Source organism: Bacteroides salyersiae (assembly GCF_031172035.1).
GTDB lineage: Bacteria > Bacteroidota > Bacteroidia > Bacteroidales > Bacteroidaceae > Bacteroides > Bacteroides salyersiae.
In genome coordinates this window covers 2,769,658-2,794,714 of record NZ_CP133452.1, presented here as the reverse complement: position 1 = coordinate 2,794,714, position 25,057 = coordinate 2,769,658, and the positions used below count along the sequence as shown (strand labels likewise).

Below are 25,057 nucleotides of genomic sequence, written 5' to 3'. Positions count from 1 at the left end.
ATAAAATTCAATACCCCGGATTCTGATCTTCCTCGCTTATGTCAGAATTATTCTTAATTTCTGTATCTGGAATAGGCCAACGCATATGGAACTCTTTTATCGTTCCCGATTTCTTAGCCCAAGGATTACGCTCTTTTATCAACTCAACAAATTTACCGGTACGAATCAAATCCATCCGTCTCCATCCCTCAAAACAAAGTTCACGAATACGTTCGTCCATTATCTGTACCCGAAATTCATCTTGTCCATAATTCCAAGCCATTTCATTAGGAAGAGTCCCGCCCCAAGCACGTGCACGTACTTGATTTACTACTGTATTCGCTTCTCCGGTTTCTCCAAGTTCATTCAAGCATTCGGCGTAACACAATAGCACATCCGCATAACGCAATACAATGAAATTTTTACCAGAATACCATTCGTTAGCCAAATTTCCGTTAAATTGGTCCGTACGTTCGTCTTCATACTTTTTAATATGCGGATCCAATTCATCAGCTCCCCAAGAAACCTCTGTAGGAGTAATGCCCAAATAAGTAAAATCATAGCGGATACTTTCATCTCTACGCAAATCTCCCTCTTCCCAAATACCTCCTTCAGACTTCGATTTATATGCATATTCCGTAGGTAACGCCACATCATATCCAGCAAAATAACAGCCCTCACCAAATGTAGCGACTACTGTACGGGATCCCATATCGAATTCCCAATGATTAATGCGGTTTACATTATCATAATCTAATTCGAAAATAGACTCAGGTGAATTAAACTCTAAATTTTCATCGAAAAGATTACTGTATTCAGAATCCAACTGATAACGGTCAAGCATTGCCTCAAAACTTTCCTTTGCCAATTTAAAATCTCTCATGCCGGTTTCCACTGGGACTGACATATAGGCTTTTCCCAACATAGCCAACGCCGCACCGGAAGTTGCACGCATCTTATCAGCAGATTCCGTATACCTATCTTTCAAAGACACAGATGCAAAAGTAAAGTCATCAATAATCTGTTTCCATACTTTCTCCAATGGCTGACGAGCCGAATTATTCATTGTAGCAATATCAACCACCGGAACCTCACCCCAATACATCGTAAGCTCCATCATTACCATAGCCCGTATAAAACAAGCTTCACCCTTCAACCGTTCTATTTCATCCAGCATTTCTTCTTCCTTAGTCGTCTCGGCAATTACGTCAAGTGCATAAATAGCATTCGCTGCAGAAATAACAATCGGCCACCTTCTTGACCACATTTTATCTACTTGTGTGGACATTGAATTCAATAAACCGTTGTAAAGATCGAGGCTGGCTTGAGTTGCATCGTCCATCTGTACTATGCCTTGTTTACTCTCGTCCAACCCCAACAGTGAGAAAGTCAATCCTTCCCGCCCCGATTTTGATTCACGAAACGCAGTGTACAGCCCATCAACTGTTGGTATAATATTCTTTAAATCAGAAAAAGCTTCCTGCTCCGTCAGTGATGTCTTAGGCTCTTGATTTAAAAAATCCGAACAAGAATATATGCTTAAAGAACCTGCTAACATGCAGGCCGCTATCAATCTGTTTATTTTTATCACGTTTTTCATAACTAACTATATTTAATATACCAATGAAGACTATTTACAATGAAACATTCAATCCGAAAACAAACATTCGTGTAGGTGGATACCAATCTCCCGTTTCCGGATCATATCCTTTATAAGGAGTCAAACAGAACACATTGGATACTGTAGAGTAAATCCGAAGATTTCCAATTCTCATTTTTTCCGATACTGACTTTGGAAACGTATATGACAAACTCAAAGTAGATAAGCGTAAAAACGAAGCATTCTGTACAGAAAAATCCATTTGACTGGCAGAAAAAGTATTGTAATACATCGTTTCGGTATCTGTAGGATCATTATAAATAGGACGTGGAAATTTAGCATCCGTATTTTCCGGTGTCCAACGATCAAGTAAATCAATGGAAGCAATTCCCGTCCCCCGACTCGTGATCAATGATTCATAGTAAGGACTCAACTTTTTACCTCCACATGAATAATTGAATACAGCATTCAACGTCACCCCTTTATATGAAAAATCTGTTGAAAAACCACCATAAAATTTAGGATCGGGAGAACCGACAATCACACGATCCTTATCATCGATCACTTTATCATCGTTTATATCCAATGGATAAAGATCTCCCGGATTAACCTGTCGTCCCGAAAAATCAATATTTTTTAAATGTTCCATATCTACCACTTGGGCAATGCCACCTGTTTTCCATATATAAATCGTATTACGTGACTCACCTAAAAACAAATTCCCTTCCTTTTGAAGATTACGATCAGCATCAATATTATAAACCGCATCATTATCACCGTAAAGTTGCGTAACCTTATTTCTATCGGCCGAAATATTGGCAGAAACATTCCACTGGATATTTCTTGTTGCAATCAGTTTGGCATTCAAGGCAAATTCGATACCTTTGTTTTCAATTGCACCGATATTTTCTATCGCTGAACTAAAACCGGATGTCAACGGTAAAGAACGCGTCATCAACAAATCCTTATTTTTTATAAAGAATGCATCCATTGTTGCAGTAATACGCCCATTCAAGAATCCCATATCCAAGCCGACATTGAATTGCCTCTGAGATTCCCAAGTAATATCTTTTGTACCTCTACTTCCTTTAGGTACATAAGTAACCTTTCCATCCTCAAGTTTGGCATCGTAAAGTGTATAAAATGCAAAATCATCAATACTCTGATTACCGACCAAGCCATATCCCAAACGTAATTTCAATTGGTTAAACACACGCTGTTCTTTCATGAAATTCTCCTCTGCAATGTTCCATGCAGCAGAAAAAGAAGGAAATAATCCCCATCGATGACCTTTGGCAAACTTAGAAGAACCATCATAACGCGCGGTAGCTGTCAAATAGTACTTACTTGCATAATTATAATCGGCACGTACTACATATGACATCAAGGTAGCCGTTACAAAATCAGAGCCGATAGACCGTTCATCCGTTTTGTAAGAAGCACCTATGTTATAATAAGAAAATCGATCCGTACCGTATCCTTTCCCTGTAGCATACGTATAATCCCGATCTGTCTGAGTAGCACTGGTACTAAACAAAGCATTTATTTTGTGTTTTCCAAATATCCGGTCATAAGAGATGGAATTATCCCATTGCCATACCATTCTTTGGTCACGGGTATGCTCTGCCTGTCCATCCTGAGAATAACGAATAGATTCCTGAATATCTTTCGGAGTGTATTTAAACCGATCTTCTTGAAAAAAATCAAGAGAAAACGAAGTACGGATATTCAATCCCTTTAGTGGATTTATATTCAAAAAATTGGTAGAAGACAAGCGATTGCGTCTGCGGTCATTCTCTATTTTTAAAGTGCGTATCGGATTAAAGTAATTATTATCCTCTATTCCACCATAATTCAAGGTGTAGATTTCCGAGTCAACCGGTAACATAGGATTAGCCCCACGTGCTTTATCATAAACACCATCATCCGAAAATATTTCAGATTCAGTATGAGAAAATGAGGTATTAGTACCGACTTTTAACCATGATTTGATGGAATAATCTGAGTTAATACGCCCATTATACCTCGTATCCCCAAGATTCTTGACCATTCCTTTTTTATTAGAATATCCGAAACTTAAATAATAGGCACCTTTTTCGGAAGCTCCACTAAAACTCAACGCATGATTTTGCTCTACACCAGTACGGGTCACTGCATCCAACCAGTCATAATTATCATTATTCTCATAGGCATCAAACTCATATTGTGCAAAGACATATCCTCCCGAGCCATCTTTAACATAAGGTGTCATCACCCGATTGGCCAAAAACGCATCAATTTCATCAACTGTTGCCTCCGGGTGACGCGCCGTAAACGAATTCATTGCCGCCTCTTTTCTCAATTCAAAAAGATCTCTTGTACCCATAGTTTCAGGAAGCTTCGCTTCCGTTTGAAAACCAACCCAACCATCATAGGTAATTCTGCCACTACCAATTTTACCTTTTTTAGTTGTAATCAAAACCACTCCATTAGAAGCACGCGAACCATAGAGAGCTGTAGCAGAGGCATCTTTCAATACCTCAATAGAAGCAACATCATTCAAATTGATAGAATTAAATCCACCTCCGAAGTTATCCATAACCAAACCATCCACTACATAAATAGGATCGGTAGTAGTATTAATGGTATTGATACCACGAATTTTAATAGTTGCATCATCACCCGGTTTGGCAGCATTAGAAATCAAGACTCCTGCAACACGCCCCTGTAAAGCTTGGTTTATACTGGTAACCGGTTTTTCTTCCAGCACTTTCGCACTAACACTTGATACAGCACCAGTCAAATCACTTTTTTTCAAAATAGTACCGACAACAACGACCTCTTCCAAATCTTGTGAACTGGTTTTCAGAGAAACGTTTATCAACGAGCGGTTCCTTACAGCAACTTCTTCCGTTTCATAACCCAAATAACTGAATACTAATATAGCATCAGACGGTACAGAAAGAGAATACTTCCCATCTATATCCGTAACAGTCCCCATTGTAGTACCTTTTACAGAAATACTTGCTCCTATCAATACTTCCGAATCAAGATTTCCCGTGACTGTACCCTCAACAGTTATGCTTTGAGCCGCCAATAAAGTACAACAAAATAATAGGGAGAAAAAACAAATTAATCTGTTTCTTTTCATAATACATCAAGATTAATAATTAAATGAATTTTATGTTATATATCCGGTTGTTAACTGCCCATTTAACAGATAATCAGAAAATGACAATAAGGTCCGGAAACTCTTTAAGCATATTATGCATATTACTGTTTCTTTTAATTATAAAATAAAATAGTAATTAATAATTTAATACATGCAAAATTAGGCAAAGACACATGAGCACACAATGGAGAAATATACTATAAACATGGACAATTCTATGGTTAAAAAAAAGATAAATATCCTTTCCTAAATTAATATGAAAAAAATAAGAACCCCTTTATGGAATCCTGTTCAAAACTGCATCTATAGAATAAAACATAGGATTTATGTATCACATTTAATTTAAATAAGGTATGAAAACAAATCGATTAAGAGCTACGATGTTCGGATTGCTGGTAGCAATTATTTCTTTGGGAAACGTGAATGCAGAAACATTCATAGTAAAAGGTAAAGTAACTGATGCCGCAGACGGTTCCGGTATTATAGGTTGCACAGTGCAGGTAAAGGGGACTACTCGCAGTACTATAACCAATGTGGACGGCGAATATACGATTCGCGCTGACAAAGGTGAAAAATTAGTATTTTCTTATATCGGTTACGAAAAGCAAGAAGCGGAGGTTAAGTCCGAGCGCCTGAATATTCGTTTAAAAACAAGTAGTCAGGTTTTGGAAGAATGTGTCGTAGTGGGCTATGGTACACAGAAAATGGTAAGCTTATGCGGTGCTGTAGGGCATGCTACTCCCGGCATCATGGCAAGCAGAATGGATGCCGACGGCATGAATGCAGAAGAGTATAAGGAGATTGCAGAAAATAATTTTAAGACCGTAAGCGAAAGCCCCCTGTCTACATTCTCAATTGACGTAGATGCCGCTTCTTACAGTAACATGCGCCGCTATATTAATAAAGGTGAACTTCCCCCTGCGGATGCGATCCGTACGGAAGAATTAATAAACTATTTCTCATACGACTACCCTCAACCTACCGGAAATGATCCAGTGAAAATCACTACTGAAGTAGGTGCCTGTCCATGGAATGTAAAACACCGGTTGGTCCGTATCGGATTGAAAGCAAAGGAAATTCCGACAGACAAGCTTCCGGTATCCAATTTAGTTTTTCTAATTGATGTTTCCGGTTCGATGTACGGTCCTCAACGTCTGGGATTGGTCCAGTCTTCTCTCAAATTGCTGGTAAACAATCTGCGTGATGAAGACAGAGTAGCGATTGTCGTATACTCCGGTTCGGCAGGAGAAAAATTGCCCTCCACCAGCGGAAGCGATAAGCAGAAAATCCGTGAAGCTATCGATGAGCTGACCGCAGGCGGTTCTACTGCCGGTGGTGCAGGTATCAAACTGGCTTATAAGATAGCAAAGCAGAACTTTGTAAAAGGAGGAAACAACCGTATCATCCTTTGTACGGATGGAGATTTCAATGTCGGAGTGTCTTCGGATGAGGGACTGGAAAAGCTCATCGAACAGGAGAGAAAGAGTGGTGTTTTTCTGACTGTATTAGGTTATGGAATGGGGAACTATAAAGACAGTAAAATGCAGGTCCTCGCAGAAAAGGGGAACGGGAACCACGCATACATTGACAATTTGCAGGAAGCCAACAGAGTATTAGTCAATGAATTCGGAGCTACGATGCACACAGTGGCCAAAGATGTAAAATTACAAATAGAATTTAATCCGTCGCAAGTACAGGCATATCGGCTCATCGGCTACGAAAGTCGTTTGCTGAAAGACGAAGATTTCAACAATGATGCCAAAGATGCAGGTGAAATGGGAGCAGGACACACAGTAACGGCTTTCTATGAGGTAGTACCCGCAGGAATCAAAAGCGATTTTACGGGTAAAGTGGACGATTTAAAATATCAAAAGACAAAACCGGCTCCTGCTGTGACAAACAATTCAAAAGAACTCCTCACTGTAAAACTGCGCTACAAAGCACCGGACGGAAATACCAGCAAGAAAATCGAACAACCCCTTATCGATGATAAAAAAGAAAAAGTATCTTCGGACTTCCGCTTTGCTTCTGCTGTTGCCATGTTCGGACAGCTATTGCGTGATTCTGACTTTAAAGGAGACGCCACTTATGATAAAGTAATATCCCTGGCTAAAACATCGCTTGACAATGACGAAAAGGGATACAGAAGAGAGTTTATCAGATTAGCAGAGACAGCCGAAGGATTAGCAAAGGATTAGCTGAATAAGAAAAGAAGAATAAAATGCCCCATGCCGCAGAAACTTGTGGCGTGGGTAAGAAACGAGAACCGTATCAAAATGTCAAAATGATATTCTTAAGTATGACTATCGGGCTTATTTGCAAACGGTAACAGTGACAATTACAAAAGCCGCCTTCATTCCCACTTTACGTTATTCAAATAGCTCATAATATAGTATATTTTGATGCAACATGCTTGCATCCTTTGCTTTTACCGGACAATTTATTCTTAAACATCCTATATTTACGTTTTTATTCTATTTACAAATGGTCAGAAGTCAAACAGCAATGAGTATAAAATCAAGAGTCTGATAGCGAATCTCTCGTTCTTCTAAGGTAATCTTTCGGTTCCTCTACGAGTCTTTTATCGTTCCTCTACGAGCAACAGAGAGAAACTCGTAGAGGAACCGAATCTATTTCGTAATGATAAACAGATTTACATGCAAAGACAAATACATATTTATCCGGATCAGGCTAAAATATGCGAAACGAAATGCATTTTATTACATCATTTTATGCATACGATTCTCTATATCTGACTTTTTCAACAGAATACCTGTCATTAAAAAGACTGATATAGAAACAAAAAGATTTATTTTCAAGAACAAATGCATCCCGGTAAAAAATAACTATGATCAGATAAGCTCATAACTGCTACTCTGAATAGGCATATCGAGATTATGCAGCACTTTCTCCAAAAGAATACCTTCACGGTTATCATACTCATAACCGAAAGTAGCGCGAATTCCTTGTAAAATAAACTGTGTAGCACGGTCAAGTGCAATAGGAAGGCTGTCACCTTGCAACAAAGCCCCGGTGATTACACTTGTAAAAGTATCCCCGGTTCCGGGATAATGAGCAGGCAGATAAGGACAAGTTACTTTCCAAAAGCGATTGCCGGTACGATTATAGGCGTATACAGATGTCTTATGAATGTCATTCAATACAGGAACACTGGTTATAATCACCACTTCCGGCCCTTTATCAGAAAGTTGACGAAGGTAGGATTTCAACTCTTCATCGGTATTTTGCTCTTTATAAGGCAGATCCAGCAAGTAAAATAGTTCGGTGAGATTGGGAGTGATCACATCGGCTTTCGTTACCAGTTGCCGCATCTCCTTGATCATCGAATCATGAAAATTGGCATATAGCTTGCCGTTGTCACCCAAAACCGGATCTACCACGACAAGGCTTTCCGACTGCCGGAAATCATCTATAAAATCAGTAACAATCTGTATCTGGAGTGGAGAACCAAGGTAGCCGGTATAGAACGCATCGAATTGTACACCAAGTTTCTTCCATTCGGAAATAATCTTTGGCATTTCATCGGTTAAATCCAAAAACGAAAAATTGGGATACTGTGTATGACTGGATAACACCGCCGTAGGCAACGGACAAACTTGAAAACCCATTGATGAAAGAATGGGAATAACTACCGTAAGCGAAACCCGGCCTACCCCTGAAAGATCATGAACTGCTACAACTTTCTTTACTTTATTTGCATACATAATATTAATAATTTGCCAATTAAATAATGTGTCAATGTGCCAATATGCCAATTGGCTGCGCTATTATTTAATTGGCATATTGGCCAATTGATGTATTATTTAATTGGCACATTGGCATATTGGCACATTGACACATTATTTATCATTTTAAAATTACCAGCACATCCCTCGCCCCGTGTGCTCCCATAACCAAAGCCTGTTCGATATCGGCAGTCTTTGACGGACCGGAGATAAACGTACCGAATTGATATTTCTCTTTTTTCACTTCCTCATAAGCTTCATGCATATTACTGACAATCCGGTTACGATCAAGAATAATCACTAATTTCTCTGCTATAAAATAGAGAGCTTTATACTTCACCGTTTGAGGAATCCAGACAGCACCATTCTCCGCAACACCGATTTCTCCGGCCACCACAGCTATCTCCGTACCGTCCAAATCCTGTGCACGGTCCAATTCATCCGGATTGAATGTAGCACATGTTATTTCATCCAGATTCGAAGCAATTCGACCGGCATCCGGATAAGTACGGCGAATGACCGCATTTATATCCTCCCCCTTACCCAATAGCACAGCCTCACCGCCTACCGCGCGACTTACCTCACAAAACTTCTCTATAACATCAGGATAGGTAGTCGTCTTTATCTCCCATTCCGGATAATCAAAACGCTTTTGCGTATTCTTACGGATATTAGCCAATATTTCTTCCCGACTACTCATTTCGTTTCCTCCTTTCCCTGTACCTTATTCTTCTTCCACATTTCATTGAACGATTCACCGGCAAACTTCGGCAATTCACGTCCCTTTCCCCAGGCATCCAGATCATTGTACTTGATAAAACGCGGCAAATGATTCACCAATGGTGCTACCCACAAAGCCGCATTGAACCAAACAGGATGATCCATCAATATTTCCATACCACCGGACATTATTTTTTTCCCGGTATCAGCTTTTCCTATCTTATCCAATACCTGACGCCATTTATAAATTTGCTCTGCCAGATCGACTTTCGCCGGACATACATCGGAACAAGACAGACAAAGCGAACAGGCAGAAAGATTATCGTAATACTTTTCCGGATCGTGCGCCATACCTAAATTTATACCGATAGGGCCGGGAATGAAATAAGTATATGAATAACCACCACTACGGCGATAGACCGGACAAGTATTCATACAGGCGCCACAGCGGATGCAATTCAAAGTCTTGATATGATCGGGATGGGCAAGTATCTCGCTCCGCCCGTTATCTACGATAATGATATGATATTCGCCCCCTTCACGCGGTTTGCGATAGTGGGAGGTATAAGTCGTAACAGGCTGTCCCGTAGCCGAACGGGCCAGTAGCCGGGTAAATACCCCCAATGCATCCATATCGGGAACAATCTTTTCAAGGCCGAAAGCGGCAATATTCAAGGTAGGACAGGAAGTTCCCATATCCGCATTCCCTTCGTTGGTACACACCACTATATCCCCGGTAGACGCTACGGCAAAGTTGGCTCCTGTCATGGCAGCTTCTGCATTCAGAAAGATATTTCTCAGATTCTTACGGGCGGCATGCGTCAGATAAGTAGGATCAGAATTCCCCTTCTCCGTACCCATCTCTTTTTCGAAAAGCTCTCCCACTTGCTCACGCTTAATATGAATGGCAGGCAGCACGATATGACTGGGCGGCAAGTGCATCAACTGCAAAATACGCTCACCTAAATCGGATTCCACCACATCGATCCCTCTTTCTATCAGAAACGGATTCAACCCGCACTCTTCGGCAAGCATAGACTTGCTTTTAACGAAACGCTTCACCCCGTGACTGTTCAGAATCTCATAGACAATGGCACAATATTCATCGGCATCCTTTGCCCAATGCACTATGGCGCCATTGGCAGTCGCATTCTTCTCAAACTCTACCAGAAGTTCATCGAGATGGCTATTGGAATAAAGTTTCAGTTCACATGCCTTCTCACGCAGATCCTCCCATTCGGGAACCTCCTTACTCATCTTATCTCTTTTGGCACGAACCATCCAAAGGGTTTCGTTGTGCCATGCCGCCATCACAGGGTTCTCTAAGAACTTCCCGGCAGCCTTTGCATGCTTGGTACTCATAATTGTGATGCTAAGATTTCTACTATATGAACAATTCTGATAGGCAGTTTCTCACGCTCGATGATGCCTTGCATATGCATCAGACAGGAACTGTCGGCTCCGGTGATATATTCGGCCCCGGTTTCCATATGATGCCTTATTTTATCACGGCCCATACAGACAGAGACCGCCTGCTCTTCGACGGCAAACATACCGCCGAAACCGCAACATTCGTCTATATGACTCGGTTCAAAAATTTCAATACCATCGACCAATTGAAGCAGGTCGCGCAGTTTATTAAAATAAGGGATATTCAGTTCGCTCGGAGCAGACAGGAAAAGTTCACGTACGCCATGACAGCTATTGTGGATGCTCACTTTATGCGGAAAACGGGCTTCCAGCCTTTCTGGCTTTATCACATCATGAATAAAATCGCAGAGATCATAAATCTTACCGGCACTTTCGCACAAATGTCCTTCTTTGGCAAGGATGCCCGGATGATTCAGTTTGACAAATGCCACACAACTACCCGAAGGCCCAACAATGTAATCATACTGCTTGAACAGATCATCGAACCGTAGAGCGAGTTTTAATGCTTCGCCTTCAAAACCGGCATTTGCCATAGGCTGTCCACAACAAGTTTGATCCAGGGGATAATCTACATCCACACCTAAACTTTTCAAAAGTTTATACGATGCCACCCCCACATTGGGATAGATGGCATTGATGTAGCAAGGAATAAATAAACCTACTTTCATAATCAATAATTATAAGCTACGAGTTACGAACTACGGGCATCCTTCCGAAAGAATACCATATAGCCGGCAGCAGCCCGTAACTATTACAAAATATTTATCAGTTTGTGCGTTTGCAGGCTTAGTCTCCATTTGGGGTGTCGCATCACGCAATCCACCGTTGCTGCGGTGTTATTACAAGAACAAGGCTGGAGGAAAAAATGTTCGGCGGGAAGTAACTCATAAACGTCAATATTTTGTCCTTCGTACACTACTTTCACTTCATCCATTCTGTTTAAACCCAATTTTACACCTTGCTTGGGCGAACAGGTTATCCAATCGATAGCCGCCGGCAGAGGGCGGGTACCATTCGTCTCGATACAAACATATTTCCCGGCCTGATGCAAAAGACCGATCAAGTGATCGTCAATCCACAAGGAAGGTTCGCCACCCGTAAGTATCACCATTACAGCCGGGTATTTCTTTACCTCGGCTATAATCTCCTCATCCGTCATCATCACTCCCTCTTCATGGCGGGTATCACAAAAGCCACACTTCAAGTTACATCCTGAAAAACGGACAAAAACAGCGGGAGTACCTGTGTGATACCCCTCTCCTTGTAAACTATAAAAAATTTCGTTAATCTTTCTCATAGACAGCCGTATTTGACTCGGATTCCTGCACTTCCACTTTGAAGCAATGAGGCACTTGTTCACAAACCCAACGGGCTATATTTTCGGCAGTAGGATTAAAAGGAAGTACTTCATTCAGATTACGGTGGTCCAATCTTTCTTTCACCGCTTTTTTGATCAGGCTGAAATCCACTACCATTCCGTCGGCATTGAGTTCTGCAGAACGGCAGTACACCGTGATAATCCAATTGTGACCGTGCAGATTCTCACATTTACTGCGATAAGAGAGGTTCAGACTATGCGCAGCCGATACCTCGAGGCGTTTTATTACTGTATACATCGTCATATATATTAAAAAAAGTCCCTGCATCTAATGTCACCTCGATGCAGGGGCAAAGTTAATACAAATTCAGATTTTCATTCTGCAAACCTCGTTATTTTTTCTACATTTGCAGCATGAAAACTATCTGTATCATTTTAGGAACCGTTTCGCTGGCATTAGGTATTTTAGGCATCTTTCTGCCATTATTGCCTACCACCCCTTTCCTGCTGCTGACGGCTGCGCTCTATTTCAAAGGGTCGCCCCGCTTGTATCAATGGTTACTGAATCAGAAACATCTCGGCCCTTATATCCGTAACTTTCGCGAAAATAAGGCGATCCCCTTGCGTGCCAAAATCATCTCGTTAGTGCTCATGTGGGGCACCATGCTCTATTGCATATTCTTTCTCGTCCCTTTAGTATGGGTCAAGATACTCCTTTTTCTGATTGCAGTAGGAGTCACTTATCATATACTTTCCTTCAAAACATTGAAAAAGTGAGACAACCCGGTACGGGCATCAGCCAATTTATCTTCCCAATGCTTCACAGAATTCTGACCGATCACATCAGAGACATATTTTACCGAAATAAAAGGAATCTCTTTAGAATTACATACGAAAGCCTGTGCATATGCTTCCATATCTACCACATCTCCCTCTATATCAGTCAACTCTGTAAGAAAACTATCTCCGGTATTACAGGTAGCCGACTCCGTCCAATGCTTACAGAACCCTTTCTGTTCAAGCAACGCAGAAGTATCCAACTGATAGCTTAATCCGAGTCCTGCCAACTTCTGCATATCACGGTCAATAAAATGACGGCAAACAAAAATATCGCCTACCTTATGATGAATCGTCCCTGCCGTCCCCATATTTATTACAATATCCGGTTCCACCTGACGGATAGCTTCCGCCAAATGAAAAGCTGCTTTTACTTTGCCGATGCCGGTACGTACATAATACACTTCTGCATCGGGCCACTTAATCTCTGCGAATTCGCCTTGTACAGCGTAGGTTACTAATATTTTCAACATAAAATCATTCTTTAAAAACCTGTTTTTTATACGCAAAGATAAAATAATAATCTCAAAAGCTAAAGTATATTCCTGATAGATAGCAAATAATCCTCGTCCATTCACCATTTATTTTATAATATAACTTTTCAGCGCTTCCACGTATTCTTCAAACGCATCCACTCCCTGTGGGGTAATCTTACAGATCGTACAAGGCATTTTTCCTTTAAATGTTTTCGTTATCTCCACATAACCGGCTTTGTTCAGTTTATCGATCTGTACACTCAAGTTTCCGGCTGTAGCCCCCGTCTGCTGACGAATATAGACAAAGTCCGCTTCCTCAACAGAAATAAGCAACGACATCACCGCCAGGCGAAGTTCGGAATGGAGTAACGGATTCAGTTCTTTAAACATTGCTTCTCTTTGCTTTACGATTAACCATATGTCCCGGAATAATCATTACGACTGTAATGGCAAGGGCAAAAGCAAAAACCTGTCGTAAAGGTCCTTCCACAATTGAATTGATATTGAAAAGCATCCCTAACGAAATAGCGATTCCAAAAGCGGAGCAGTTATAAAACGATTTCTCTTGGATAACAGATCCTGTTATTCCTGCACCCACGGATAACACCAACAGAAGCAACGGCAATATAGCAATATTATTTCCATAATTCAAGGCCAAAAGGGCAATGATAGCACAAGTCCCTCCTACTATTTGCCAAACATTCGAAATCACTTTATCGACATAACTCATCGTTTTCTTACCATTCCGCCGAGAAACCCAATAAGTATACAGACATCCTATCACCGGAATCACAATCCCCAACCAGAACCAGCTCTGATTTCCGGTAATATAAAGCAATAGGAAAATTGCTATGGAGACGGCAAGAGTCAAATATCCCCAAAATAGAAAACTATTACCGCTTCCTACAACCAACCCTTTTTTACTATTCTGAATCATCTGGGTAATCAATGCCAGACTTTCTTGTTCATTCAATTTCTTATTTTCCATGTTCTTATTATTATTTTAATTGTCTGCTACTCAACAATGCATACAAAGAGATCAGCAGCAAAGGTAAATGATATATTCCTAAATAAAATCCGGTGGGATTGGCAAACTGCCCCATATTATAGATACCGATAATTAACCCTACCATAGCAGTGACCCGGTAGGTTACCATGTTTATAGTGGGACGGCACAAGGTAAGCAATATCAGAAACACGGGTGTCATTGGGCAAAAAGCAAGTGATGCAAAACCGGAAAACAGATAAGCGGGATTGAAATCCGGTTTCGCATTCTGTAGATTCATCGGAAACCATAAACAGAAAAATGCAACGGGAACCAACCAAGCTGTTTTCCAGTTCAAATTCGAAAATGTGTACTTATTCTCTCCTTTCCAAGAATCACGAAACCAGACAAAGGCCACAAACAGCATCATCACCAGATTGACCGTCACTACGCTGACACCATATTTATTGGTTACAGCAATACTTTGGATGATTGCATACAGCAGATAGCAACATCCCACATAAGCGGAAAAGAACCGGCCGATCCTGTCACGAAAAAACAACAGGGCAACAATCAGCGCAAGCGCCATCCACTGAAAAACAAATGAATAAGGATAGAATCGGTTGATCAATGCATGCCCCAATGTAGTAAAGACAATCTGTCCGGCCTCTTCAAAACGGAAACCTTTCGTTGCCATCGGCATCAATACAAATTGCAAAGCTATCAGCACTAAAAAGAATTTCCAGGAAGTGCAAAAACGTCCGAAACGTGTTGAAGTCTCTTTCATAATTATTTGATTTTTATGTCCAGTCCGTTTTCAAATATGACACGATCCAAATAAGTCTTAATCAGTACTGGCTTTTCATGCCTGCCAAACAAAAACGTACCTATTCCTCCAAACACAGGTATCAAAAACCAACCATACATACTATAATACTGATGTGTCAACATCCAGCCTGCATAAACCAACAGAGAAGTTAAAACCGTAGCGTATCCCCAAATCAAAGCAGGGCCTCCGGCATTCTCCCTCACATTCCTTTTGCTGTTTCGAATCATCCGAGCAATGAGTTCCAGGCTCTCTTGCTCATTTAATTTTTTATCTTCCATGACACGTATTTATTTGTTGTTAAATGTATTATCAGAAATTCGAATCTGTGGCAAAGATAAGTAGTTTATTCTATAAACCAAATTATATTATAAATTATTTTATGCCGTCAGATAACCCGTTATGCTATACAGGCCCAATTATGGTAAATAATAAGAAATAAAAGTATATCTTTGGAACATAAAGATATATACATCAAAATCACTATATATCAAACAGATACATACATCCAATCAGAATTAGGCTATCAAAACATCCGGATGTTGCCCACCACTACATCCGGATGTTGTCCACCACTACACCCGGATGTTGTCCACCACTACATCCGGATGTTGTTACCTAAAACATCCGGATGTTGATGTGTACTGGATTTAGTTGACAACTTCGATTGTTATTACTGTATTCGTTCACTCAACAATTTTCAATACCTGAATAGGTTTACATTTCTGTTTGTTAGCCCTACTGTAGTTGTCCTATTTGGATTTCCAAATATAATGCTAATTATTCTATTTATTCCAATGTTGTTGAACTGATTTTTGTTATTATCTCGTTTGCCAAGAAATATCCTTGGTCGGGGATCGCCGTGCGGCAAGGGGCGTGACCACCCGTCCCGACGAGCACAACCTGAGTCGGGGCACTTTCATACCTTCTCCTCCTTTATAATTTCCATTGGTGTGCGCATTTTCAAAGCTTGGTGTGGCCGGATATTATTATATGTGTACACAGCCTGTTTAATACGTTCTTCCACCTGGTTAAAAGTCTCCTTCCCGCAGTCAAAGAGCCATCCGTTCTTAATAGTATTGTTCATCCGCTCGGCCAATGCATTATGCAGAGGATCACCACACTGTGTCATGCTTATGCTTATATGTTGTGCTTTTAACGTGTCAACGTATTGGTTTGAGCAGTATTGAACCCCACGGTCTGAATGATGTATCAACCCGCTGATGTCTATCCCGTTCTCTCTGTAAAACAGGAAAGCTGACTCCAAAGCTTTCATCGGGCCTTCCGTTGTCAATGAAGGACAGAACGAATAGCCTACTATTGCACGACTGTGGCTATCAGTAAGCAAGGACAGGTATGCCCAGCCATCCCTGGTGGAGACATAGGTAATATCTGCCACAACCATACTTCCGCTTGTGCTTGCTACGAACTTAGGTGTCGTGTTCAGCAAATCAGGATATATATAATAATTATGATTGGAGTTCGTTGTTTTGGGACGTACACGCTTCTTCCTCTGGACCAGACCATTAGAGCGGAATATCTCATAGCACTGGTCACGACCTATCACCATTTTCTCCTTAAAGTAACGAACACAGCATACATATAGCTCACGCATACCCGATTGGGGCATTAAAGTTCTTAATTCTTTGCAATACAGAACAATACTTGTCTTCAAAACATTAACTTCACACTGTCTGTCCACATGTTTATAGTAACCTTGTCTGGTTATGCCGAAGTAACCACAGAGTCTGTTCAGACCACCGCATTTACGGTTGACCGAGCCTCTCTGTGACAAGGTGTCGATTACTTGGCATCTGAGTTTTTTCGCACGGGGATATGATAGGTCTGCTCTGTCAGATCAATTAGCACCTCGCAGGCTTCATGAAGCATCTTTGTCGTATCCAAATCCCGTTGAAGTTGACGGTTAGACTTGTGTAACGTTTCATTTTCAGCACGAAGCTGAGCAATAAGGGCCGCTGAGTCTTCGTCTATCAGCTGTGGATCAATGATGGATTTTTGCATCTTAGGATCTTCTATCTCGTACATTTTCATCCAGCGGGACAATGTACCTAAACTTAATCCATTACGTCGTTCAAATGTTTTCCGACGGTCGGAGCTGGAAAGATACTCGCGAATATAAGACTTACTTTCCAATTCTGTAAACTTTCTGTGAGGTTTTCTTTTGGTTGACATACTTTTTTTGATTTAGAAAGTGTCAACTTATTCAGTACACTACATGTTTTCATCGCCAATTATAAGAGTGATCAACATAAAGAAATTAGAGGAATACAATTTAAAAGTATATCCTTCATTCCAGCTTAATAATGTTCTCATCTATTCCTTCAATAGCAATTTTCAAGTAAAACACGCAATTTCTGCTGCAAAGTTTTTGTAATACCAAACTTAATCGTATTTTTGTGTACAATTTTGGTGTAGTAATGACAGAAGAAGAAAAAAAGCTATTAAGTACCTTTGAAGCAAGACTACGGCATTTAATCTATCTTCACGATGAATTAAAGCGTGAAAATGCTGAACTTAAGGAACTTCTCAAAGCAGAGAAGGAACAAAACGAAAAGGTATTGGCTGAGTACAAAGAACTGGAAACAAGCTACACAAACCTAAAAACAGCAACGACAATCAGCCTTAACGGCAGCGATGTAAAAGAGACAAAGCTGCGATTGTCTAAATTAGTGCGTGAAGTCGATAAGTGCATCGCTTTATTAAATGAATAAATAATGGAGATGTATGGACGATAAATGGAAAATAAATCTGTCGATGGCCGATGCTACTTATCCGGTCTGGATCAAACCGGAGGATGAGGAGATAGTAAGAAAGGCCGCACAGCAGGTAAACGATATTTTAAAAGAATATAGGGAGAAGTGGCCTAACGTAGAGAAAGAAAGGATTATGACAATGATCGCTTATCGCTTTTCATTGGAAAGTTTGCTCGAAAAACAACGTAACGACACGACACCTTATACCGAAAAAATAACAGAACTGACGAAAACACTTGAAGAACACTTCAAAAAGGAGTAGAATCATTGCTTTTGTCGGTGGGGAATAGAAAATCCACGCACTGCAAAATATACGGAAGGAGGTTTTTCCGCATATTTGGCGGTGCGTTTTTATTTATACTTAAATTAAATTACAATGTTAGTAACAATAGTAGCATCCATTGCTTGCTTCATCGTAGGTGGCATATTGTCATACGTATTATTTAAATACGGACTGAAAGCCAGATACGACAATATCCTCAAAGAAGCGGAGACAGAAGCAGAAGTAATCAAGAAAAACAAATTGCTGGAGGTTAAGGAAAAATTCCTCAATAAGAAAGCAGATCTGGAAAAAGAGGTAGCCCAGCGTAACCAGAAAATTCAGCAAGCTGAAAACAAACTGAAACAACGCGAAATGGTATTAAGCCAGCGCCAGGAAGAGATTCAACGCAAAAAGGCGGAAGCTGATGCCGTAAGAGAAAATCTTGAAGCCCAATTGGGAATCGTTGACAGAAAGAAAGAAGAACTGGACAAACTGCAACAGCAGGAGATAGAAAAACTGGAAACAATCTCCGGTTTATCTGCCGAAGAAGCGAAAGAACGCCTGGTAGAATCATTGAAAGAGGAAGCCAAGACACAGGCACAGTCGTACATCAACGATATCATGGACGATGCGAAACTGACGGCCAGCAAAGAAGCCAAACGAATCGTAATACAATCGATCCAAAGAGTAGCGACAGAGACAGCTATTGAAAATTCCGTAACCGTATTCCATATTGAGTCCGATGAAATCAAAGGACGCATCATCGGTCGTGAAGGCCGTAATATCCGTGCTCTGGAAGCGGCTACCGGTGTAGAAATCGTTGTAGACGATACTCCGGAAGCAATCGTTCTTTCCGCATTCGATCCTGTACGTCGCGAAGTGGCTCGTCTGGCCCTGCATCAATTGGTAACGGACGGACGTATTCACCCGGCACGTATTGAGGAAGTGGTAGCCAAAGTGCGCAAACAAGTAGAAGAAGAAATCATAGAAACCGGTAAACGTACTACCATCGACTTGGGCATTCACGGATTGCATCCGGAACTGATTCGTATCATCGGTAAGATGAAATACCGCTCTTCCTATGGTCAGAACCTGTTGCAACATGCTCGCGAAACGGCCAATCTCTGTGCTGTGATGGCATCGGAATTAGGTTTGAATCCGAAAAAGGCAAAACGCGCCGGACTGTTGCACGATATTGGTAAAGTGCCCGATGAGGAACCGGAATTGCCGCACGCATTATTGGGTATGAAACTGGCAGAGAAATTCAAAGAAAAGCCGGATATCTGCAATGCCATCGGTGCCCACCATGACGAAACGGAAATGACAAGTCTTCTCGCTCCTATCGTACAGGTATGTGATGCTATCTCCGGAGCACGTCCGGGAGCACGCCGCGAAATCGTAGAAGCGTATATCAAGCGTCTGAACGATCTGGAGCAGTTGGCCATGTCTTATCCGGGCGTAACAAAAACTTATGCCATCCAAGCCGGACGTGAGTTGCGCGTTATCGTAGGTGCAGACAAGATAGATGATAAGCAAACGGAAAGCCTGTCGGGCGAAATCGCTCAAAAGATACAGGATGAAATGACTTATCCGGGCCAGGTGAAGATTACCGTAATCCGTGAAACACGTGCAGTAAGCTTTGCTAAATAATAAGATCAAGAAGAAAAATCATCAAGATAAGGGGCGAAGCAATTCGCCCTTTTTTAATACCGTTTTATAGGATGAGCAAATACCAGTTTGAGATATGTGCCAACTCAATAGAAAGTTGTCTTGCCGCACAAGCAGGGGGAGCCGACCGTGTAGAGCTATGTGCAGGCATACCGGAAGGAGGTACCACTCCATCTTATGGAGAAATAGCCGTTGCAAGAGAAGTTCTTGATATAAAACTCCATGTGATCATTCGCCCTCGGGGAGGTGACTTTTTATATTCACCTATCGAAATAAAAACAATGTCAGCAGACATAGAAATGGCTCGCAAAACGGGAGTTGACGGAGTTGTCTTGGGATGTCTCATGGCAACGGGAGACATAAACATGCCGGTAATGAAAGAGCTGATGAAAGCCGCCGAAGGATTGTCCGTAACTTTCCACCGTGCATTCGATGTCTGTCGCAATCCACAAAAAGCAATGGAAGAAATTATAGACTTAGGATGCGACCGGATATTGACTTCCGGCCAACAGGCAACAGCAGAAGCCGGTATCCCTTTACTAAAAGAACTCCATGCACAAGCTGACGGAAGGATCATTCTGCTGGCCGGTTGCGGAGTAAACGAAGAAAACATTGCTCATATCGCTTCGCAAACGGGTATCGAAGAATTCCATTTCTCGGCAAGAGAAAAAAGAATAAGCGAGATGCAATATCGTAACCCAGCCGTTTCTATGGGAGGAACCGTACAAATCGATGAATATTCCCGCCAGATAACAACAGCAGAAAGAGTCAGAAATACGATTGCAGAATTGGCGACAAGTGATTGGCGATAGGCGATAAGAGGGAATCACTCCATATAAAGAACTACACTTTATACCCTCACAAGCCATGCACAACTTTCATCAACTGTTCGCCCAGACCGATTGTATATCCTTGGGATACAAAAACCACCCTGTTGAAAGTATCGGCAATGATAAATACCGGAAGCGCTGCGGAACTTGATAATTTCATCGATTCCGTTATCTGCTTCTGAATATTGCCATCTGTATCTATGCCATAGATTATAGTGGAAGGCAATCCCGGAAATTCCGTCGGCTGAAACTTCTTGTATTGTTCTTCATCCGGGAAAAGCAATACTATCTTACGTCCCCATTTCTCAAAATCCTTGCCCAATGCTGCCATATCTTTTAAAGCATGATTGGTAGGTTCCTGTCCGGCAGACAGTATACCCACTACAAAATAGCCACGACCACAAGCTTGCAGAATACTTTGCATCTGATCGTGATCACCTACCGGACGAAAAAGTGACTCTGAATCAAAACTGCCAATTACCTGTACCTGGGTTTCACTCTCACGCATAACCAAATCCACCGTAGCATTATGATCTTTTTCTACATTAAAAAAGGAAAGATTGGCAAGTACACCCCCATTAGCCAGACGCGTTCCGGTGGTAAGCATATAATAACCGGTATCCAGCCGTGTACCATTTTTCAATAATTGCTCCCAGGAAGTAGTACCTTCATCATAATTCAATAAGCGGAAAGTCCCCTCTTCAAACCGGGACAACGTAAAATGAGAATAGTATTTAGGATTGTCGAGCGAACGGATAGGACGATAATTGGCCCTTACGATCGCCGAAGATGCCCAAAGTTGCTCTGTTGCTTCGAAATCCACATCGTATGTCTTGCCATTTTTCAACCGCCCGTCAGCAAAATCCTGATATTGAACCTTCCCTGTCACCTCATCTATCCAGGCAGGAATGCCCAAAGCACGTGCCAAAGCCACAAAAAAGATATCCCTGGATCTCTCGTCAGCAACGGAAGCTCTCCATACACCAACAGGAGACATGGGAATGCGTTGCGAGTTCAACTCATTGTCAATACCAATATTTTTTTTGCACCAGGCTACCAACAATTGCGGATTCTTACGATAGCTTTCTGCATCGGCAGCCGGCACTGCCTCTTGAAAAAACTGCTTATACGGAGTCAGCATCTCATTGCCCACGCGTGGATTGAGAACAGACGAATAGTAATAATCTCCACCAGAAGCAACTGTAGAATAATGAAAATGATCCAACAATACTTCCAGAGATATATCACGTAAATCTTTGTCAGAGATAACACCAAGCAGTCTAAGGGCAAGATCAGCCTTTCCCTCTTTGGCAGCAACTGTGAGGAAATCGGTCAAAGTCCGGTAATTGCCTCTCGACGCAAGCAACAACCGGATAACCGTCTGGGGATTCATGGCATATTCCCGGGCAAAAGCTCCGGCCTCTGCTTCAGTGATAAAAGTAGAAACGTAGGCATTGCGGATAGAGTCTTCCTGTGCCATACGACGATTGTTTTCGGCACGTTGCTCCGGAGTCACTTCGGGCAATCGGGTTTCTTCGGCAGGAGGAACAATATCCAAGTCCAACGAATACACATCGCCCGGTTTCTTATCCAATACAAGTGTCAGTTCTTTTTCTTTTCCAAAAGACAACTTGCCAAAACCGAAAACCTCTCCCTTAGAAGCCCACACCAGCATATCTCCCTTTCCAGCCGTCAATGAAGCCTGTCCGGAAATATCGGTATACTTCGTTGCTACGGAATAAAACTCGGCGTAGTTATACACTTTAAACTCCACTTTCGCCCCCTCCACAGGATTACCACCCGCATCGGCAACCGTGATAACCGCTTTCGCCGTAGGAGCATAGTTTTCTATGACATTGATTTCCGTATAATTGGGAGTTTCATACATGATTTCTTCCGCACCTTTATAACGTCCAAAGACTTTAGTATGCATCAACATACCACGACTCGCAGGAGCATTAAACCATCCTAAATTCAATACCGGCTCCGGCTCACAAGCTCCAAAGAAATACCATTTGCCATCTGCCCAAGCTTCTACCCAAGCATGATTGTCATCGGTATGTGCCCAACGGGGAGTATATACCTGACGGGCAGGAATACCTACAGAACGAAGGGCGGCAACGGTAAAGGTAGACTCCTCACCGCAACGGCCATAAGCCGTCTTAACGGAAGCAAGCGGCGAGCTGGTACGAGCATCGCTCGGACGGTAAACCACCTTTTCATGACACCAGTGATTTACCTCCAGAATGGCATCCCGCATGGAAAGATACTTGACACGTTCCTTCAATTCATTATAAAATACCCGGCGGGAATCATCCAGATTCTCATTATTCACCCGGATTGGAAGTACAAAATGCCGAAATACATCTTCGGGAATCGTTTTTCCCCAAGGCATCTCACGCTGTGCCTGTTCAGTCAGACGAATATTCTCCAAATAATAATCTCCCGAATAGTCGGTAATATCACCAATAGGCATATAGGCATAAAGGAACATCAATGCTTCACGCTCTACGGCAGTAAGCGTGGAATCCCGGAAAACACCGAACAGATCGCCGTATGGAAGTTGCAACTGCTTCATTGCAAAGTCAGCCTGTACTTGGTTACGATAAGCCTCGTCCTTCAAAAAATGCTCTTCCGTACACGAAAGAAACATAAAAAACAATAGTGAATATAGAAAATAACGACCCGATGTTTTCATACGATTCAATATAAATAAGGTATAATCAAAATCCATTCAAAGGGAACAGTACGGTAGGGATCAACAATACCAACCCCAATATAATAAACAGTAATAACAATTTCCAGAACCATTTCACCCATATTTCATAAGGTATGCGGGCTATTCCCAATGCCCCCATCAGCACGGCGGAAGTAGGTGTTATCATATTCGTAAAGCCATCTCCAAACTGATAGGCCATCACCGTAGCTTGCCGCGAAAGGCCGATTACATCGGAGAATGGCGCCATGATAGGCATGGTCAATGCCGCTTTGGCGGAACCGGAAGGTATAATCAGATTTATCAATGTCTGTATGAAATACATTACCCCCAACGAAACAAATCTCCCGGCCTCTCCCATCAACGAAGCGAGCGAATGAAGAATAGGATCGATAATACGACCGTCTTGTAATATTTGAATAATCCCACCGGCAAGGCCGACTACTATGGCAGCCGAAAGCATATCCTTTGCCCCGTCCAGAAACTGCTTGATAATCGTATCCGTCTGTTCGCTGTTGGCAAAACCGGAAAGTATCCCCATCGCCAAAAAGATAGCGGAAATCTCGGGCAGATACCAACCATGCCCCATTACACCGACAATCAAATACAGAATAGTAAAAGCAAGCAGGACAAGAATAAAAAAATGATTGGATTTACGCAACCCTAACCAACCGAAAACAGCATACAACACAGTAAGAAAAGGAACAGCATACCAACTGACGGACGATTCTCCTAACACAAACGTACTTTGAGGATAACAAACAGAAAATACAACCAATGCCATCAATACCAATACATAGACTATATACGCCGAACGTGTGGTAGCATAAGCAATCTGTTCCGACATCCCTTCTCCTCTTTTTCTCCAATAAGCATCGGCACGATACATCGGCGACTTCTCCGGATTCCTTTTAATGACAGAGGCATAACGGAGCACACAAGCTATAAGTAGGACAGTGAGCACCACCCAGCAAAACATACGATATTCAAAGCCCGAGAACAGGGGTAAATCGGAAAGTCCCTGAGCAATACCTATCGTAAAAGGATTGAGTACAGCACCGGAAAAACCTACATGGGCCGCCACATAAACCATACAAAGCCCCGTAATAGAATCATAACCCATAGAAATAGCCAACGGCACAATGATAATAACGAATGCCAGCGTTTCCTCACTCATACCGAACACTGCTCCAAAAAGGCTGAACAATATGATAATCAAAGAGATTACCACATTATTGACTCCCAGCATCTTAATAAACCGATACCTCTCGAGCCCTTTCGTGAATCCTAAAAAAGAGAATATTCCGGCATCAATGGCCCGGCTGCTATTCATAATCTGAAAAGCTCCTCCCATGATTAAAAGAAAAGCGATGATGCCGGCCTGGCGTTCAAAGCCATCCAGCAAAGCACTGAACACCTGCCAAGTCTGCGGAGCCTGTTCTACCGGATGAAAAGAGTGGTCGACAATCACGGTACGCGGCACTCCATTGATCTCCACCGTCTGACGCATATATTCTCCGGCAGGAATAATCCAAGACAATACAGCACAAAGTAATATCACAGAAGAGATGATCGTGTAGGTGTGAGGAATTCGTTTCAGCATATTTCAGGTAATTGATCTGCCACAAAGTTATGTAATATATTTGTAATATTCATCCGGACATACACACTCTTTCGAGAGAAAAGAGTCTCAAAAGCATATTTTTTATGTTGTAGAACATATTTTCGTGAACTTTTT

Annotated in this window: 23 protein-coding genes; 6 read left to right on the top strand and 17 right to left on the bottom strand. The window is 41.8% G+C overall.

What is annotated here, in order from left to right; genetic code table 11:
* Window positions 1-7: 7 nt before the first annotated feature.
* Together RB604_RS10115 and RB604_RS10110 are read right to left on the bottom strand one after the other, a co-directional pair.
* Complete coding sequence (locus RB604_RS10115; protein WP_005924689.1) at window positions 8-1,579, bottom strand: RagB/SusD family nutrient uptake outer membrane protein; 1,572 nt, start codon at window positions 1,577-1,579, stop codon at window positions 8-10.
* A 34-nt stretch (window positions 1,580-1,613) separates the two neighbouring features.
* The gene (locus tag RB604_RS10110; protein WP_007478439.1) at window positions 1,614-4,709 is read right to left on the bottom strand and encodes a SusC/RagA family TonB-linked outer membrane protein; all 3,096 of its coding nucleotides are present in this window, start codon (window positions 4,707-4,709) and stop codon (window positions 1,614-1,616) included.
* A 374-nt stretch (window positions 4,710-5,083) separates the two neighbouring features.
* Here RB604_RS10110 and RB604_RS10105 point away from each other — a divergent pair, with 374 nt between their 5' ends.
* Window positions 5,084-6,928 (top strand): vWA domain-containing protein, encoded by a 1,845-nt coding sequence (locus RB604_RS10105; RefSeq protein WP_007478440.1) that lies wholly within the window; start codon window positions 5,084-5,086, stop codon window positions 6,926-6,928.
* A gap of 654 nt (window positions 6,929-7,582) precedes the next feature.
* Here RB604_RS10105 and RB604_RS10100 read toward each other — a convergent pair.
* The 6 genes from RB604_RS10100 to RB604_RS10075 form a co-directional block, all read right to left on the bottom strand.
* Window positions 7,583-8,455, bottom strand: coding sequence for a pyridoxamine kinase (locus RB604_RS10100; RefSeq protein ID WP_007478441.1), 873 nt, complete (start codon window positions 8,453-8,455; stop codon window positions 7,583-7,585).
* Between the two features lie 142 nt (window positions 8,456-8,597).
* Window positions 8,598-9,176 carry a LutC/YkgG family protein gene (locus tag RB604_RS10095; RefSeq protein ID WP_007478442.1) on the bottom strand — a complete coding sequence of 193 codons (579 nt, stop codon included), beginning with the start codon at window positions 9,174-9,176 and terminating at the stop codon, window positions 8,598-8,600.
* Window positions 9,173-10,558, bottom strand: coding sequence for a lactate utilization protein B (locus RB604_RS10090; protein ID WP_007478443.1), 1,386 nt, complete (start codon window positions 10,556-10,558; stop codon window positions 9,173-9,175). Before RB604_RS10090 ends, RB604_RS10095 begins: the two co-directional genes overlap by 4 nt.
* Window positions 10,555-11,295 (bottom strand): (Fe-S)-binding protein, encoded by a 741-nt coding sequence (locus tag RB604_RS10085; protein WP_005924719.1) that lies wholly within the window; start codon window positions 11,293-11,295, stop codon window positions 10,555-10,557. The genes RB604_RS10090 and RB604_RS10085 overlap by 4 nt, the downstream gene beginning before the upstream one ends.
* An 83-nt stretch (window positions 11,296-11,378) precedes the next feature.
* Window positions 11,379-11,924, bottom strand: coding sequence for a 7-carboxy-7-deazaguanine synthase QueE (locus RB604_RS10080; protein ID WP_005924722.1), 546 nt, complete (start codon window positions 11,922-11,924; stop codon window positions 11,379-11,381).
* Window positions 11,911-12,243, bottom strand: coding sequence for a 6-pyruvoyl trahydropterin synthase family protein (locus RB604_RS10075; RefSeq protein ID WP_005924724.1), 333 nt, complete (start codon window positions 12,241-12,243; stop codon window positions 11,911-11,913). Before RB604_RS10075 ends, RB604_RS10080 begins: the two co-directional genes overlap by 14 nt.
* Window positions 12,244-12,359: 116 nt before the next feature.
* Here RB604_RS10075 and RB604_RS10070 point away from each other — a divergent pair, with 116 nt between their 5' ends.
* Window positions 12,360-12,722 carry a YbaN family protein gene (locus RB604_RS10070; RefSeq protein ID WP_005924727.1) on the top strand — a complete coding sequence of 121 codons (363 nt, stop codon included), beginning with the start codon at window positions 12,360-12,362 and terminating at the stop codon, window positions 12,720-12,722.
* Here RB604_RS10070 and RB604_RS10065 read toward each other — a convergent pair.
* From RB604_RS10065 to RB604_RS10035, 7 genes are all read right to left on the bottom strand, one after another.
* The gene (locus RB604_RS10065; RefSeq protein WP_021936224.1) at window positions 12,689-13,255 is read right to left on the bottom strand and encodes a 5'-methylthioadenosine/S-adenosylhomocysteine nucleosidase family protein; all 567 of its coding nucleotides are present in this window, start codon (window positions 13,253-13,255) and stop codon (window positions 12,689-12,691) included. The two genes, RB604_RS10070 and RB604_RS10065, sit on opposite strands and share 34 nt — an antisense overlap.
* Before the next feature lie 108 nt (window positions 13,256-13,363).
* The gene (locus tag RB604_RS10060) at window positions 13,364-13,648 is read right to left on the bottom strand and encodes a winged helix-turn-helix domain-containing protein (protein WP_005924733.1); all 285 of its coding nucleotides are present in this window, start codon (window positions 13,646-13,648) and stop codon (window positions 13,364-13,366) included.
* On the bottom strand, window positions 13,641-14,246 hold the full coding sequence (locus RB604_RS10055) for a hypothetical protein (protein ID WP_007478445.1): 606 nt from the start codon (window positions 14,244-14,246) through the stop codon (window positions 13,641-13,643). The genes RB604_RS10060 and RB604_RS10055 overlap by 8 nt, the downstream gene beginning before the upstream one ends.
* Window positions 14,247-14,256: 10 nt before the next feature.
* Window positions 14,257-15,030, bottom strand: coding sequence for a hypothetical protein (locus RB604_RS10050; RefSeq protein WP_005924739.1), 774 nt, complete (start codon window positions 15,028-15,030; stop codon window positions 14,257-14,259).
* A 2-nt stretch (window positions 15,031-15,032) separates the two neighbouring features.
* Window positions 15,033-15,350, bottom strand: coding sequence for a hypothetical protein (locus tag RB604_RS10045; protein WP_007478446.1), 318 nt, complete (start codon window positions 15,348-15,350; stop codon window positions 15,033-15,035).
* Window positions 15,351-15,988: 638 nt separating this feature from the next.
* Window positions 15,989-16,864, bottom strand: coding sequence for an IS3 family transposase (locus RB604_RS10040; protein ID WP_129649191.1), 876 nt, complete (start codon window positions 16,862-16,864; stop codon window positions 15,989-15,991).
* Window positions 16,865-16,872: 8 nt separating this feature from the next.
* Window positions 16,873-17,262: a hypothetical protein gene (locus RB604_RS10035; RefSeq protein ID WP_005924744.1), complete on the bottom strand. Its 390-nt coding sequence runs from the start codon at window positions 17,260-17,262 to the stop codon at window positions 16,873-16,875.
* Window positions 17,263-17,507: 245 nt separating this feature from the next.
* Here RB604_RS10035 and RB604_RS10030 point away from each other — a divergent pair, with 245 nt between their 5' ends.
* From RB604_RS10030 to RB604_RS10015, 4 genes are all read left to right on the top strand, one after another.
* Window positions 17,508-17,801, top strand: coding sequence for a coiled-coil domain-containing protein (locus RB604_RS10030; protein ID WP_044093756.1), 294 nt, complete (start codon window positions 17,508-17,510; stop codon window positions 17,799-17,801).
* A gap of 13 nt (window positions 17,802-17,814) precedes the next feature.
* Window positions 17,815-18,105, top strand: coding sequence for a cell division protein ZapA (locus RB604_RS10025; RefSeq protein WP_005924751.1), 291 nt, complete (start codon window positions 17,815-17,817; stop codon window positions 18,103-18,105).
* Window positions 18,106-18,219: 114 nt separating this feature from the next.
* The gene (gene rny / locus RB604_RS10020) at window positions 18,220-19,755 is read left to right on the top strand and encodes a ribonuclease Y (RefSeq protein WP_005924754.1); all 1,536 of its coding nucleotides are present in this window, start codon (window positions 18,220-18,222) and stop codon (window positions 19,753-19,755) included.
* Between the two features lie 71 nt (window positions 19,756-19,826).
* Complete coding sequence (locus RB604_RS10015) at window positions 19,827-20,585, top strand: copper homeostasis protein CutC (protein WP_055295222.1); 759 nt, start codon at window positions 19,827-19,829, stop codon at window positions 20,583-20,585.
* Window positions 20,586-20,631: 46 nt separating this feature from the next.
* Here RB604_RS10015 and RB604_RS10010 read toward each other — a convergent pair whose 3' ends face one another.
* Together RB604_RS10010 and RB604_RS10005 are read right to left on the bottom strand one after the other, a co-directional pair.
* Window positions 20,632-23,301 carry a transglutaminase domain-containing protein gene (locus RB604_RS10010; protein ID WP_044093757.1) on the bottom strand — a complete coding sequence of 890 codons (2,670 nt, stop codon included), beginning with the start codon at window positions 23,299-23,301 and terminating at the stop codon, window positions 20,632-20,634.
* A gap of 25 nt (window positions 23,302-23,326) precedes the next feature.
* Window positions 23,327-24,922 (bottom strand): YfcC family protein, encoded by a 1,596-nt coding sequence (locus RB604_RS10005; RefSeq protein WP_007478450.1) that lies wholly within the window; start codon window positions 24,920-24,922, stop codon window positions 23,327-23,329.
* Window positions 24,923-25,057 lie beyond the last annotated feature (135 nt).